This window comes from Amycolatopsis sp. NPDC059027 (assembly GCF_042739735.1).
Classification (GTDB): domain Bacteria; phylum Actinomycetota; class Actinomycetes; order Mycobacteriales; family Pseudonocardiaceae; genus Amycolatopsis.
Map to the genome: position 1 here is coordinate 28,579 of NZ_JBHYIK010000062.1, position 14,420 is coordinate 42,998.

General features: G+C 69.2%; 10 protein-coding genes. 4 read left to right on the forward strand and 6 right to left on the reverse strand.

The features are described 5' to 3' along the window. Positions 1-4 precede the first annotated feature (4 nt). Entirely contained in the window at positions 5-5,665 is a 5,661-nt protein-coding gene (locus ACFWY9_RS33880; RefSeq protein ID WP_378340769.1) for an AAA family ATPase, read from the reverse strand. A 128-nt stretch (positions 5,666-5,793) separates the two neighbouring features. Here ACFWY9_RS33880 and ACFWY9_RS33885 point away from each other — a divergent pair, with 128 nt between their 5' ends. Both ACFWY9_RS33885 and ACFWY9_RS33890 read left to right on the forward strand, forming a co-directional pair. Further along, positions 5,794-6,312: an amino-acid N-acetyltransferase gene (locus ACFWY9_RS33885; protein WP_378340770.1), complete on the forward strand. Its 519-nt coding sequence runs from the start codon at positions 5,794-5,796 to the stop codon at positions 6,310-6,312. Between the two features lie 66 nt (positions 6,313-6,378). Next, entirely contained in the window at positions 6,379-7,026 is a 648-nt protein-coding gene (locus tag ACFWY9_RS33890; RefSeq protein WP_378324238.1) for a nitroreductase family protein, read from the forward strand. 54 nt (positions 7,027-7,080) lie between these two features. Here the strand turns inward: ACFWY9_RS33890 and ACFWY9_RS33895 are convergent, their stop codons facing one another. The 5 genes from ACFWY9_RS33895 to ACFWY9_RS33915 all read right to left on the reverse strand — a co-directional run bounded on the left by ACFWY9_RS33895 (position 7,081) and on the right by ACFWY9_RS33915 (position 12,647). Continuing rightward, complete coding sequence (locus ACFWY9_RS33895; RefSeq protein WP_378324237.1) at positions 7,081-7,587, reverse strand: hypothetical protein; 507 nt, start codon at positions 7,585-7,587, stop codon at positions 7,081-7,083. 126 nt (positions 7,588-7,713) lie between these two features. After that, positions 7,714-8,187, reverse strand: coding sequence for a hypothetical protein (locus ACFWY9_RS33900; protein WP_378340771.1), 474 nt, complete (start codon positions 8,185-8,187; stop codon positions 7,714-7,716). A 41-nt stretch (positions 8,188-8,228) separates the two neighbouring features. Beyond that, the gene (locus ACFWY9_RS33905; protein ID WP_378340772.1) at positions 8,229-8,750 is read right to left on the reverse strand and encodes an RloB family protein; all 522 of its coding nucleotides are present in this window, start codon (positions 8,748-8,750) and stop codon (positions 8,229-8,231) included. 50 nt (positions 8,751-8,800) lie between these two features. Further along, positions 8,801-10,039, reverse strand: a complete 1,239-nt coding sequence (locus tag ACFWY9_RS33910) for an ATP/GTP-binding protein (RefSeq protein ID WP_378340773.1) — start codon at positions 10,037-10,039, stop codon at positions 8,801-8,803. Positions 10,040-10,115: 76 nt separating this feature from the next. Continuing rightward, complete coding sequence (locus tag ACFWY9_RS33915; RefSeq protein WP_378324233.1) at positions 10,116-12,647, reverse strand: DNA translocase FtsK 4TM domain-containing protein; 2,532 nt, start codon at positions 12,645-12,647, stop codon at positions 10,116-10,118. 129 nt (positions 12,648-12,776) lie between these two features. On the opposite strand from ACFWY9_RS33915, the gene ACFWY9_RS33920 reads away from it, so the two are divergent. Continuing rightward, a complete protein-coding gene (locus ACFWY9_RS33920; protein WP_378340774.1) occupies positions 12,777-13,595 on the forward strand; it encodes a lysophospholipid acyltransferase family protein in 819 nt (272 codons plus the stop codon). 137 nt (positions 13,596-13,732) lie between these two features. Further along, positions 13,733-14,341, forward strand: coding sequence for an NAD(P)H:quinone oxidoreductase (wrbA, locus tag ACFWY9_RS33925; protein WP_378340775.1), 609 nt, complete (start codon positions 13,733-13,735; stop codon positions 14,339-14,341). Positions 14,342-14,420 lie beyond the last annotated feature (79 nt).

Here is a 14,420-nt window from a genome sequence, read left to right on the forward strand (position 1 = left end):
ACGTTCAGGGTAGCTGGCGTGGCAGATCGCCCATCGTCAGCAGGGTCAGGTCGTCGTCGGCCAGCTGTTCGAGATCCACTTCGGGCCCGGCGAGCCGCATCGCCTGCGCGCTGATCGCCTGTTCGAGCAGCCCGCGCGCGGACCGGCCGTTGGCGAACCCGGCGCCCCGGTCGATCCCGGCCATCACCTGCGGCAACGCCGCGACGAGGTCGGGGGCGAGCCGGTAGCCCTGCTTGGCCGCCATCGCGGTGAAGATCCCCGCGAGCTCGTCGTCGGTGTAGTCGGCGAACTCGACGGTGCCCCCGAACCGCGAGCGCAGCCCGGCGTTGCTGTCGAGGAAGCGGTCCATGTCGGCCGGGTAGCCCGCCGCGATGACGATCAGGTCGTCGCGATGGTTCTCCATCTGCACCAGCAGCTCGGCGACGGCTTCCTTGCCGAAGTCGTTCCCGTAGTCCTGGACGAGGTTGTAGGCCTCGTCGATGAACAGCAGGCCGCCGACCGCGCGCTCGCACACCTCGCGGGTCTTCGGCGCGGTCCGTCCGATGTACTCGCCGATCATGTCCGGGCTGGTCACCTCGACCAGATGCCCGGACGGCAGCACGCCCAGCTCCCGGTAGATCTGCCCCATCAGCCGGGCCACTGTGGTCTTCGCGGTGCCGGGATTGCCGGTGAACACGAGGTGCCTGCTGCGTGGCGACACCGGCAGGCCCGCGGTGCGGCGCCGCGCGTCCAGCCGGGTTTCGGCGACCAGCGAACGCACCCGCTGCTTGACGCCGTCGAGGCCGATCATGCCGTCGAGCTCGGCCATCAGCTCCTGGAGGCCGCGCCGGGGCCCGGCGTCGTCGGTGACCGCGGCACCTGCCTCGCCCGAGCCCGGCAGGTCCGCGGCGACGAGCTGGTCCAGCTCCGCGCCGTCGGCGCCGCTGACCCGGCTCGACTGCTTGGCGATGGCGGCCTCCAGCAGCCCGCGGGCGGACCGGCCGTTCGCGAAGCCTCTCCCCCGCGGAATGCGGCGGACCGCTTCCGGCAACGCTGTGGTCATGTCCTCGGCGAGGCGGTAGCCCTGCTTGGCCGCCATGAGGCGGAAGATTCCTTCGAGTTCCTCGTTCGCATAGTCCGGGAATTCGACCCGCCCGGCGAACCGCGACCGCAGGCCCGGGTTGGTCTCCAGAAAGTTGTCCATCTCCTTCGGATACCCGGCCGTGATCACCACCAGGTCGTCACGGTGGTTTTCCATCTGCACCAGCAACTCCGCGACGGCCTCACCGCCGAAGTCGGAGTCAGTCCCCTTCGCGCCCGCGAGGTTGTACGCCTCGTCGATGAACAGGACACCACCGACCGCGCGCTCACACACCTCACGCGTCTTCGGAGACGTTTCGCCCACATACCGCCCGATCATGTCCGGGCTGGTGACCTCGACCAGGTGCCCGGACGGCAGCACGCCGAGTTCCCGGTAGATCTGGCCGATCAACCGCGCCACCGTCGTCTTCGCCGTGCCGGGGTTCCCGGTGAACACCAGGTGCCGGGTCCGGGTCGTGACGGCCATCCCGGCCTCGCGACGGCGTTTATCCACCGCCATCTCGTCGACCAGCGAACGGACCCGGTGCTTCACCGGCGCCAGCCCGATCATTCCGTCCAATTCGGACAGCAGCTCGTCCAGACTCCGCCGCGGACCACCATCGTCCGCGACCCCGACGCCGGATTCGCCCGCCTCCGGCAGATCCGCGGCCACCAGGACGTCCAGTTCGGCGTCCGGCTGCGTCGCGAGACGGCCGGACTGCCGGGCGATCGCCGCCTCCAGCAGCACCCGCGCGGAGCGGCCGTTGGCGAAACCCTTCCCCCGAGGGATGCGCCGGACCGCCTCGGGCAACGCGTTCGCCATGTCCTCGGCGAGCCGGTACTTCTGGTTCCCCGCCATCAGACGGAAGATGGCGGCCAGTTCCTCGGTGGAGTAGTCCGGGAACTCCACCCGGCCCGCGAACCGCGACCGCAGGCCAGGGTTCGTCTCCAGGAAAGTATCCATCTCCTTCGGGTAACCGGCCGTGATCACCACCAGGTCGTCACGGTGATTTTCCATCTGTACCAACAACTCCGCGACGACGTCGTTGCCCGCGGCCTTTTCGGCGAGGTTGTACGCCTCGTCGATGAACAGCAGGCCGCCGACCGCACGCTCACACACGTCACGCGTCGTCTGCGCGGCGTCGTCGTAGTACTGGCCCAGCAGGTCCGGGCTGGTGACCTCCACCAGATGCCCGGACGGCAGCACGCCGAGTTCCCGGTAGATCTGCCCGATCAACCGCGCCACCGTCGTCTTCGCCGTCCCCGGGTTACCCGTGAACACCAAGTGGCGGCTGCGGGCCGATACCGGCAAACCCGCCTCGCGACGGCGTTTGTCGATCGCCATCTCGTCCACCAGCGAACGAACCCGGTGCTTCACCGGCGCCAGCCCGATCATTCCGTCCAATTCGGACAACAGCTCGTCCAGATTCCGCCGCGGGCCACCGTCGTCCGCCATACCGACACCGGACTCCCCCGCACCCGGAAGATCCGCGGCGACCAAGACGTCCAGCTCCGCGTCGGGTTGCCCCACCAAGCGGCTCGACTGCCGCGCGGTCGCCGCCTCCAGCAGGCCCCGCGCCGAGCGGCCGTTCGCGAAGCCCCGGCCCCGCGGAATCCGGCGGACCGCCTCGGAGAGCGCGCCTTCGAGGTCCTCACCCAGTCGATAGCCCTGTTTCTCCGCCATGACACGGAAAATGCCCTCGAGTTCCTCGTTGGAGTAGTCCGGGAACTCCACGCGGTTCGCGAACCGGGACCGCAGGCCGGGGTTCGTCTCGAGGAAGTTGTCCATCTCCTTCGGATACCCCGCGGCGATCACCACCAGGTCGTCGCGGTGGTTTTCCATCTGCACCAGCAACTCCGCGACGGCCTCACCGCCGAAATCCGAGTTCGTCCCCTTCGCACCCGCGAGGTTGTACGCCTCGTCGATGAACAACACACCACCGACCGCACGCTCACACGCCTCACGCGTCTTCGGGGAGGTGGTGCCGACATACTGCCCGATCAAGTCCGGGCTGGTGACCTCGACCAGGTGTCCCGAGGAGAGGACACCGAGTTCCCGGTAGATCTGCCCGATCAACCGGGCCACCGTGGTCTTCGCCGTCCCCGGGTTTCCGGTGAACACGAGATGCCTGGTGCGGGCACCGACCCGCATCCCGGCCTCACGGCGGCGTTTGTCGATGGCCATCTCGTCGACCAGCGAACGGATCCGCTGCTTCACCGACGCGAGCCCGATCATTCCGTCCAATTCGGACAGCAGGTCGTCGAGGCTTCGCCGCGGGCCACCACCGTCGGTCATCGCGACGCCGGACTCGCCCGCCCCCGGCAGGTCGGCCGCGACCAGGACTTCCAGTTCGGCGGCATCGGTGTCCGGCGCGGCGGCCAGGCGCGAGGACTGCTTGGCGATCGCCGCCTCCAGCAGCACCCGTGCCGACCGGCCGTTCGCGAAACCCCGGCCGCGCGGGATCGTCCGGACGGCGTCCGGCAGCGCCGCCGCCGCGTCGTCGGCCAGCCGGTAGCCCTGGCTCTCGGCGATCACCCGGAAGATGCCGGCGAGTTCCTCGTTCGAGTAATCCGGGAACTCCACCCGGCCCGCGAACCGCGAGCGCAGGCCCGGGTTGCTCTCCAGGAAATCGTCCATCTCCTTCGGGTAACCCGCCGCGAACACGACGAAGCCGTCCCGGTTGTTCTCCATCTGCAGCAACAACTCGGTGACCGCCTCGCGGCCGAACTCGTCGTCCTTGTCGCTGACGAGGTTGTACGCCTCGTCGAGGAACAGCACGCCGCCCATCGCCCGCTCGCACACCTCGCGGGTCTTCGGCGCGGTGTGGCCGAGGAACTCGCCGACGAGGTCGGTGCGAGCCACCTCGACGACGTGTCCCTTCGACAGCACGCCGAGCGCCTGGTAGATCTGGCCGACGAGCCGCGCCACCGTCGTCTTCGCGGTGCCCGGATTTCCGGTGAAGAGCAGATGACGGCTGCGGGTGGCCACGCGCAGCCCAGCCTCGCGGCGCCGGGCGTCGATCGCCATCTCGTCGACCAGGGACCGGACCCGCTGTTTCACCGAAGCGAGCCCGATCATCCCGTCCAGTTCGGCGAGCAGTTCCTCGATCGTCTTGCCGCCCTTGGCCCGCACCGCCTGCGCGAGCTGGTCGACGTCGGCCGGCTCGATGTGCACGGGGCCACCCGGCATCGCGCCCCGGCCGATGGCGTGCTGGCTGGCCGCCGCGAGCAACGCCTCGACGTCCCTCGCGTTCTCCGTCGTGCGGCCCGCCTGCGCGAGCCCGGCGAGCCGCTCCCGCACCGGGGGCGCCATGACGATCGACCGCTCCGCGGTGAAGATGTCGAGCAGCGCGGACACCGTCGCGGGCTGGGACAGGTCCGGCATCGGATGGACGAGCAGCCTCGGGATCAGCTCCGGCGCCTCGGCCTTGAGCAGCGACAGCATGGCCTCGGTCCCGGCGAACGCGACGACCCGGCAGCTGTTCTGGTCGTGCGCGAGATCGCGGAGGTAGCGGATGACACCACCGGGCACGCCGTCGAAGAGCACGTCGGCTTCTTCCACCAGTACCGACGGGGGCACCTCGGCGTCGTCGTAGCGCTCGATCGTGCGCCGCAACTCCGCTTCCGCGGACGGATTCTCCTTGCCACCGAGCAGTTCCGGCCCGGTGACGTTGGCGGGTGCGCTGACGCTCACACCCGCGGCGTACAGCGCTTCGGACACAGCACGGAACAGCCGTCGCTGCCCGGTGTGTGGTTTGCCGACGAACAGGATCAGCGGGTTCGGCTGTTCCTGTCCCGCCGTGCGCAGCTCCGCCTCACGCTGCCGCCGCTCCCACTCCTGGTAGTCGAGCTGCCACTGCTGATACGCGCGCTCGTAGTCCTCCTGCTGCTTCCGCTGCTGACTCGACCGCCGGAAACGGTTTCCGGCGGCGAGCAGGTCAAGGGTCACGGATCGGCTGTGCGCGGCCATGTTGTCGAGCAGGCCGTACTGGCTGCCACCCTCCGGCGGCTCCGGTTCGGGCGGCGGATCGGCCGGGCCCGACTGCTCCGCGTGCCGGGTCCCGTCCGCCCAGCCGATGATGCGGACGGCGCGGTCGACGAACGCGAGCGCCGACTCCGGCCCGGCCACGAAACGGGTCCCGCCGCGGAGGTTCTCCACCACGACGGCCGGGCGGGCGGGTGGCGCGGGTGGGGCGGCGGCCACGGGCGCGGGCAGCGGCGGCGGGGTGTTCGGCAGGGGCGGCGGGCCCACGGGCGTCGGACCGGTGGGCAGCGGAGGCGGGACGGCCCTGGCCTGTGGTCCGGACGGCGGCCCCGGCGGCGCGACCGGCACCTGACCGGACGGCGGCCCGTACGCGGGCGGAGGCACCGGCGGCGGAGCCGACGGCGCGGGTCCTGGCGGTGGCACCAGCCGGGTGGCGCCCCGGTATCCCGGATCGGCGGGCGGCTGCCCGAACTGCCACGCGCCCCCACGGGCGCTCCACTGCCACGGCCGTCCCGGGACGAGCAGCCACGACACCCCGTCCGGCGCGGCCAGCATCGTCGTCCTCCCGGCCGACGCCTGGGCCTCCGCGGCCTGGAACGGGTCCCATCCGGCGCGCGTCAAAGCTCCCCCTCTTTGTCGAATCCTCTGCGTGAGCAGCTGATCACCTGCGCCGAAGCAGCATACGGGGAACCGTCGAACACACGGAACCCACCGCAGCGGAGACCTCGCGCGCCGGATACGGTCGATCCGTGCCCCCAGATTCGCCCGGTGAGGCGGCGATCCGCCGCGCCCGCATCGCCGACGTCCGCAAGATCAAGACACTGGTCGATTCGGACGCCGGCCGCGTGCTGCTGGAAAAGGACCTGGTCACGCTGTACGAAGCCATCCAGGAGTTCTGGGTCGCCGACGCGGCGGACGAGGTGCTCGGCTGCGCGGCGCTGCACGTGCTGTGGGAGGACATCGCCGAGCTGCGCACCGTGGCGGTCGACAAGGCCGCGCGTGGACGTGGGATCGGCCACGCGCTGGTCGACCGGCTCGTCGGGGAAGCACGGGAACTGGGCCTGAGACGGCTGTTCGTCCTGACCTTCGAGACCCATTTCTTCGCCGGGCACGGCTTCGTCGAGATCGACGGCGCGCCGGTGACGCAGGAGGTCTACGACGAGATGCGGCGGTCGCTCGACCCCGGTGTCGCGGAGTTCCTCGATCTGCCCTACGTCAAGCCGAACACCCTGGGCAACAGCAGGATGCTGCTGGAGCTGGAGTCCTGATCGGACGGTCGGCCCGAGGGGCTAGTGTCGGCTGTGGACGATCATGGAACACCGGGGAGGCCGGGGATGGACACCTCGATCACCGATCATTTGCTGAGCACGACCCGCTCGGTGCGGCGGAAACTCGACCTCGACCGGCCGGTCGAAGCCGACGTGCTCCGCGAGTGCCTGCAACTGGCACTTCAGGCGCCGACACCGGGCAACGCGCAAGCGTGGCGCTGGCTCGTCATTCGCGACCAGAACGTCAAGGACCGCCTGGCCACGTTGTTCCGGCGCGTCGGCACGGCGTACCTGGAAGCGGCGATCGAGTCCGCCGGTGACACGGTGAAGCAGCTGCCAGTGGCCCGCGCGATCGCTTCGGGCAAGCACCTGATCGACGTCATCGACCGCGTCCCGGTGTACGTGATCCCCTGTCTGCGAGGCCGTCCGCACGGGGACAACGCCCTGGATTCGGCGTTCTACGGCGGGATTTTCCCCGCGGTCTGGAACTTCCAGCTCGCGCTGCGCTCGCGAGGTCTCGGCTCGACGCTGACGACATACCACCTGCAGCACGAGGCCGAAGCCGCCGAGATCCTCGGCATTCCCGAGGGTTACACGCAGGTCGGGCTGCTGCCGGTGGCCTACACGACCGTGTCGGATTTCGCGCCCGCACGGCGGATCCCGCTGGACGAGGTCGCCTACCTCGACGGCTGGGGCCACGCGCTCGGAGACTGAGTGCCGGCCCGGTGGGCACACGGCCGGGTCGCCCTGTGCCCACCGAGTCCGCTGTCAGCACCCCTTGCCGGTTGCCTCCAGTGCGAAGTCCTGGACCTGGTTGAAGTTCACGACGAAGCTGTAGTTCGCCGCCGGGTTTCCGGGCGCGGACGCCCGGTAGATCCAGTCCATCTGGCTGTCCTGCGTGAGGTCCGGGTACGCCTCACGCAGGTCGTCAAGCGTCGAGCCGCGCCAGATCTCCTGCGGCGTGCGCATCTTCGACGTGCCGCCGATAACGGTGACTCCATCGGTCTTCGAGATGAACACACCACTGCTGCGCGGCATGCTGCCCTCGCTGGGCACGAAGTAGTAGGCGGCGCATTTCCCCGGCTCCCCCGCGGTGAGCAGCCCCGTGGCCACAGCGTCCGCCTCGGACATGCCCAGCTTCAGCTGCCCGTAGCCGAACGAGTCGAGTATCCGGGCCTGGGTCTGGCCTGCCGCCTGGGCCGGGCCCGCCATGAGCCCCGCCCCCACGACCGCCGCCACCAGCGCGAGCAGCAGTCTCGACACGACCTTGTGCATAGGTGTTCCCCCTCGAATTGAGATCCCCAACGCGACCGCCCTCCGCGGTCGCCACCCGGTAGACGTGCCGGGTGCGAGGGAGGTTGCCACGATGATCCACGAGATCTGCTGAGCGGGACTTTCCTTTTATGCCTTGGAGATTCGCAAGGTCACCGCGTCCCCGGCCTGGTTCACCGCGATCAGGTCGATCCGGCAGGCGGCGAACTCCGTCCGGCTCGCCCCGCCCTGCCCGGTGTGCAGCTCGGCCGTGGTGCGCTCACCCCGGCCCGGTTCGGCGATGCTGACCGCGACGACCGCCTCGCCCGCCCAGAAACACTGCATGCCGGGACGGCAGCGCGAATCGTCGACCAGGTCCGTGAACCGCACGACGAGGTCCTTGTCGTCCAGTGCCGCCGCCTGCCCGGTCCTGAGCGTGAACTGCTGATCGAGCTTGACCCCGACCGGTTCAGTCGAGGGTTGCTCCGTTCTCGGCTGGCCGGGCCCCGGCTGGGCGGCAGGCGCGACCGGCCGCGAGTGCTGCCCGGCCGCGAGCGAGCTGCCCGCCCCGAGGGCGACCCCGGCGAGCACGATGACTCCGATGACCAGCTGCTTCCCATCCACGCCCCTACGACGGAACGGGCGCCGTCCGGGGTTGCACGGCTTCACCGGATCTTCTCGACCAAAGCCCAGACCCCACTGGACGGGTTGTGGTTGTGCTCCTCGCCATGAGTAGCTCCGCGTGACTTGCCGCGTTCGACGGCATCCGCGACGCCGTCGGCGTAGTCCGTGAACTTGAGAGCTGTCTTGTCATAGCCGAGCACGTGCTTGCGTAGCCGCTTATCGACCTCCGCGTAGCAGGTCAGCGGTGCGGAACAATCCTGGAAGTGCAGCAGCAGCCAGTACTCGAAACAGGGGTTCGAGATCGCCAGGTTGATGCGTGACCGCCGTGCAAGAGCCGCCGTTTTCGCCAGGTCGAACTCGTCGACGTCGACGACACACCAAACTTCGTCGTACACCCCGTCAGCCTGCCGACGCGCGGCCGCCGCGTACCTCACGACAGCCTCCGGGTCGGCTGCCTTCTTCTTGATGGTGACAGTGATCGCCGGATTGCGACGAGCACGCTTGAGGCCATCGAAATATGCGGGCTCGGTCACCTTTGCGCCACAGACGATCAGCGTGGACACACGAGGTTCTCTAAGCGGTGAGCGACGACGTCCGTTGTTCTCCCGCCGGATCATTTGCCCAGCACCGCGTCTGCGAACGAGGAGTCGGCCAGTACCGGCACCGCACCGTAGCTGCCCGCGAGGTAGCGACGCTCGGTGTTTTGCTCCTTACGTGGTTTGAAGTCGGTCAGCGGATAAAGCTGACTCGCTCCCTCGGCGCCCTTCTCGACAAACCAGATCTGATCCCGATCCAGTACCTGGTCACCCAGCATCGTGCCGAGCAAGCTGGTGTCGTGGGTGGTGAAGATCAACTGCGCCGCGTTGGGGTTCGTTTCCGGAGTCTGGAAAAGCCCGACCAATTTAGCAGTCAGCATCGGGTGCAAGCTGGTGTCGATCTCGTCGACGACGAAGGCCTGTCCACGGTCCAGCACTTCGAGAACCGTCGGCAGCAACTCGAGCCAGTTCAGGGTTCCGGCGGATTCAGCATAGAGGTCGAATGGTTCCGCACCAGGTCCGTGCCGGAGTTTGAGAACCCAGTGCGTTTGCCTCGGCGCGCCGCCTTGCGGCGAGGGTGGCCGAGACCAGCGACGAACCGGCAAGGGGCCTTCGACCTGTTCCACCAAGACATCGGTGATACCGACGTCGGCGGCAGCCAGCAACGACGACAGCTTCCGCGCATTGTCCGGGCTTCGCCGTATAAAGGCACCGACACGATCACCCACCTCCCGAACGGACCGAGAGGCGGTCCGGGTCCGTATCCGCAATCCGTGCTCGAACCAGCGATAAACGGGCATCAGGGGGCCGAGTTCCAGCCGGTCGCACACTCCGAGAAACAAGGTGTCCCGCCGGATCAACTCCTCCAAAGCAGCGAACTTACCCTTCAGGTCCGCGACGGTGCTTCCGAACCTGACTTCGCCATCCTGTCGTTCGAAAATCACCCGCTTGCGCTTCTCCGGGTAGGCGTACAGCCATTCCTCCAGCACCTGCTCGTCATCGACGCTGAAGCCGTATGTATAGCGGATTCCCTCGGCGATGATCTCCACGACATAGACCGACGGACGTGTCGCCCCGGCATCGTCCAACAGAAAAAAGTCGCGGTCCCCCGCACCCAGCACAAGGGGTCCGACGACCGCCCCGCGCATTTGCCACAAACCATCGAGCAGATTGGACTTACCGGAGGCATTGGCACCGTAGATCGCCGCCGCGGGTACGACCGCGCGGTCATCGCCGGGGAGTGCGGGCATCAGCAGAAGCTCGTGCTCGTCACGGAACGAGCTGTGGTTCGCCAGCCGAAAGCTTCGCAGCACCATGAACACCTCTCTGACGAAGTTTCGGGTCGTTCTGTACCAGTAAACCGCACAGAACGCCCCGAAGCATCGTCCGAGGCTACTCCTCGTCGTCCGCGGGCGGTGCGTCGCCGCCGCGGATCATGAACAGCACCGACTCCAGTTCTTCCGGCTTGATCAGCACGTCGCGGGCCTTCGAGCCCTCCGACGGGCCCACCACGCCCCGGCTCTCCAGCAGGTCCATCAGCCGGCCGGCCTTCGCGAACCCGACCCGCAGCTTCCGCTGCAGCATCGACGTCGAGCCGAACTGCGAGGTCACGATCAGCTCCGCGGCCTGCAGCAGGACGTCGAGGTCGTCGCCGATGTCCGGGTCGATCTCCTTCTTCTCGCCCGCCTTCGCCGAGGTCACGCCGTCGTTGTAGTCGGGCTGCGCCTGCTCCTTCGAGAAGTTCACGACGGCGGAGATCTCGTCGTCGCCGACGAACGCGCCCTGGATGCGGACCGGTTTGCCCGCGCCCATCGGCAGGTACAGCGCGTCGCCCATCCCGATGAGCTTCTCGGCACCGGGCTGGTCGAGGATGACCCGCGAGTCGGTGAGCGACGAGGTCGCGAACGCCAGCCGCGAGGGCACGTTGGTCTTGATCAGGCCGGTCACGACGTCGACCGAGGGCCGCTGGGTGGCCAGCACCAGGTGGATCCCGGCGGCACGGGCCTTCTGCGTGATCCGGACGATCGCGTCCTCGACGTCGCGCGGCGCGGTCATCATCAGGTCGGCCAGCTCGTCGACGATCGCCATGATGTACGGATAGGGCCGGTACTCGCGCTCGCTGCCCGGCGGCGCGGTGATCTCCCCCGACTTCACCTTCTTGTTGAAGTCGTCGATGTGCCGGACCCGGTTGGCCTGCATGTCCTGGTAGCGCTGCTCCATCTCCTCCACCAGCCAGGCCAGCGCCGCGGCGGCCTTCTTCGGCTGGGTGATGATGGGCGTGATCAGGTGCGGGATGCCCTCGTACGGCGTCAGCTCGACCATCTTCGGGTCGATGAGGATCATCCGGCACTCGTCCGGGGTCGCCCGCGCCAGCAACGACACCAGCATCGAGTTGACGAAGCTCGACTTACCGGAACCGGTGGACCCCGCCACCAGCAGGTGCGGCATCTTCGTCAGGTTCGCGGTGACGAAGTGGCCCTCGATGTCCTTGCCCAGCCCGATCACCATCGGGTGGTTGTCCTTGACGGTCCCCGGGGCGCGCAGGACGTCGCCGAGGCGCACCATCTCGCGGTCGGAGTTCGGCACCTCGATGCCCACGGCGGACTTGCCGGGGATGGGCGCGAGCAGCCGGACGTTGTCGGTGGCGACGGCGTAGGCGATGTTCTTGGTCAGCGCGGTGATCTTCTCGACCTTCACGCCGGGGCCCAGCTCGACCTCGTACCGGGTGACCGTCGGGCCGCGAGTGAAGCCGGTCACCTGGGCGTCCACGTTGAACTGCTCCAGCACGCCGGTGATGGCCTCGATCATCGCGTCGTTGGCCTTGCTGCGGGACTTCGGCGCGTCGCCGAGCTGCAGCAGGTCCGGCGGCGGGAGCTCGTAGTCGCCCTCGACGGTCCGCGTGACGGCCATCGGCGGTTCGGCGGCCTTCTTCGGCTTCTTCTCCGGGACTTCCGCGGCGACGGCCTTCGCGGGCTTCGGCGGGCGCAACGGTGTCGGCGGCTCCGCCAGCGCGGCCTCGATGTCGAGTTGCTCGCCCTCGGCGCCGCTGGACTGCCTGCGCCGCGACGGCTTGCGCAGGCGCACCGACTTCGGGTCCGCCTCGGTGACGGCCTCGCGTTCGGCCGCGATCGCCTGGCGCTCGGCCTCGGCGTCGGCGAGTTCCTCCTCGTCCATGCCCCAGGTGCGCAGCCGGTGCGGGATCTCGCGGACCGGCGTGCCGGTGAACACGAGGATCCCGAACACCAGCACCAGGACGAGCAGCGGGACCGCGACCCAGGTCGTCACGCCCTTGGTGAGCAGCCCACCGGAGAACACGCCGATGATGCCGCCGGCGTACATCCGCCCGTCGTTCGTCTCCGGCAGCCCGGTGAAGATGTGCAGCATCCCCAGCACGGCCAGGATGACCAGCAGGGTGCCGATGACCATGCGCGGCCGGGTCTCCGGTCTGGGCTCGGAGCGCATGAGCGCGACGGCGATCACGACCAGCGCGAGCGGCAGCGTCACCGCGCCGGCGCCGAGGATCGCGCGGGTGCCGAACTCGACGCCCTCGCCGATCGGCCCCGCCGCACGCCACCAGACGCCGACCGCCGCGACCAGCGCGACGGCGATGAGGCCCAGCGCGAGCCCGTCCCGGCGGTGTTCCGGCTCCAGCTCCCTGGTCCGGCCGACCGTCCTCGCCACCGTCCCGAGGCCCTTGGCCAGCAGGTTCCAGGTGCCGCGGACGCCGCGGGCGAACGAACCCGAGGACCGGCTGGAGCGGCGCGGGGCGGGTTTGCGGGCCGGGGTCCTGCGTGCGGACGAGCCCCGCGCGGACGAACTGCGCGTACCGGACGAACGCGGCTTCGCCTGGGTACGTGGCTTCCGCGCCGACCCCTTGCCGCCGCTTCCCGTGCTCCGCTTCCTCGTCGCCGACCCGCTAGCCATGCCCTCTACGGTAACCGGCGAGCACCGTTCGCCCCATGTGCCACTCGCGGCACGTCCACAACATTTTCCCCGTGACCTCGGACATGAGCGGCCGTTCGGGTGAAATCGGCGTCATGACATGCTCTCGGCATGTTCACCCTGCGCCAGGACGACGAATCGCCCCGCCGTGCCCCCGCCCTCTGGCGGACGATGCTGAACATCGACCGCGGCCTGGTCAACCTGGTCGGACGGCTCACGGTGTCCGGCAGCGTGCCCGCGCACCTGCGGCACCGGCCGCTGCTGATGGCCGCCAACCACATCGGCGTGTTCGACGCGTTCGTGCTGATGGCCGCGTGCAAGCGGATCGGCATCAACCCGCGGTTCATGCTGGCCGGGGGCATCCTGGACGCGCCGGTGATCGGGCCCGCGCTGCGGGTCAGCGGGCACCTGCGGGTCGACCGCAAGCAGGCCGCGACCGCGGTCGGGCAGTTCACCGAGGCCGTCGAGGCGCTGAAGACCACGCGCGAGCCAATCATCGTCTACCCCGAGGGCCGGATCAGCCACGACCCCGGGCTCTGGCCCGAACGCGGCAAGACGGGCGCGGCGCGGCTGGCGCTCGCCGCGGACGTCCCGGTGATCCCGATCAGCCAGTGGGGCGCGCACGAGGCCGTCTACTGGGGCACCGAGACCGTCAACGGCCCGGCCGACCTGGTCCCGCTGGCCCGCTCGGGCCTTTCCGCGCCGCTGCGGCGTCCGCGGTTCCGCGTCCATTTCGGCGCGCCGGTGGATCTCTCCGGTGTCGAGCCGGAGCGGCCCGGTGCCGGGGTGCGGGCGCACGCCAGGATCATGCAGGCCATCACCGACGGACTCGTCCCGCTGCGCCGCGACGAACCGGACGTGCCACGCTTCCACGACCCGACGCGGCCCACCGACACGCGCAGCCCGTGGCGGCCGAATTCCGGATCATGAGACGGCGTCCGCGGTTCGCCTTACCAATCCGACCGAAAGCAGGCGGATACGGTCCGCGGCCGACCTGCTCGTAGGTACCTGTTTCCGCCGTGACTGCCGTCGGATTGGTAACAAACGGCACAGTAGAGTCGCGGGACGTGAGCACACGCATTCTCGTCGCCTACTACAGCGCCACCGGCAACACCGCGAAGCTGGCCACCGCGCTCGCCGACGGCGCGGCCGAGACCGGCGCCGACGTCCGGCTGCGGACCGTTCCCGAGACGGTGCCGCCGGACGCCATCGCGCGCAACCCCCGCTGGCAGGCGTGGGTCGATTCCGGCCCGCACCACGACCTCGCCACGCTGGACGACCTGGAGTGGGCGGACGGCCTCGCGGTCGGCAGCCCGACCCGCTTCGGCGGGCCCGCCGCGCAGCTCAAGTCCTATTTGGACAGCACGGGTGGCTTGTGGGCACAGGGAAAGCTCGCCGACAAGGTCGCGACGTCGTTCACCACCGCGTCCACTTCGCACGGTGGCCTGGAGTCGACCGTGCTGGCGATCAACAACGTCTTCTACCACTGGGGCGCGATCGTCCTGCCGCTCGGCTACACCGATCCGCACCTGCACGAGTCCGGGAACCCGTACGGCGGCTCGTTCGTCTCGCGGAAGTCCGCCGAGCCCGACGACCTGGCGCTCGGCGCTCTCCGGTTGCAGGGGCGCCGCCTCGCCACGGTCACCGGCAAGCTGAAGGGGACTTTCCTCTCGTAACACGCGCTGAAGGGGACTTTCCTCGCATCGCATGCGGGGAAAGTCCCCATCAGCTCACGGCGCGAAAAAGAGTTTATCG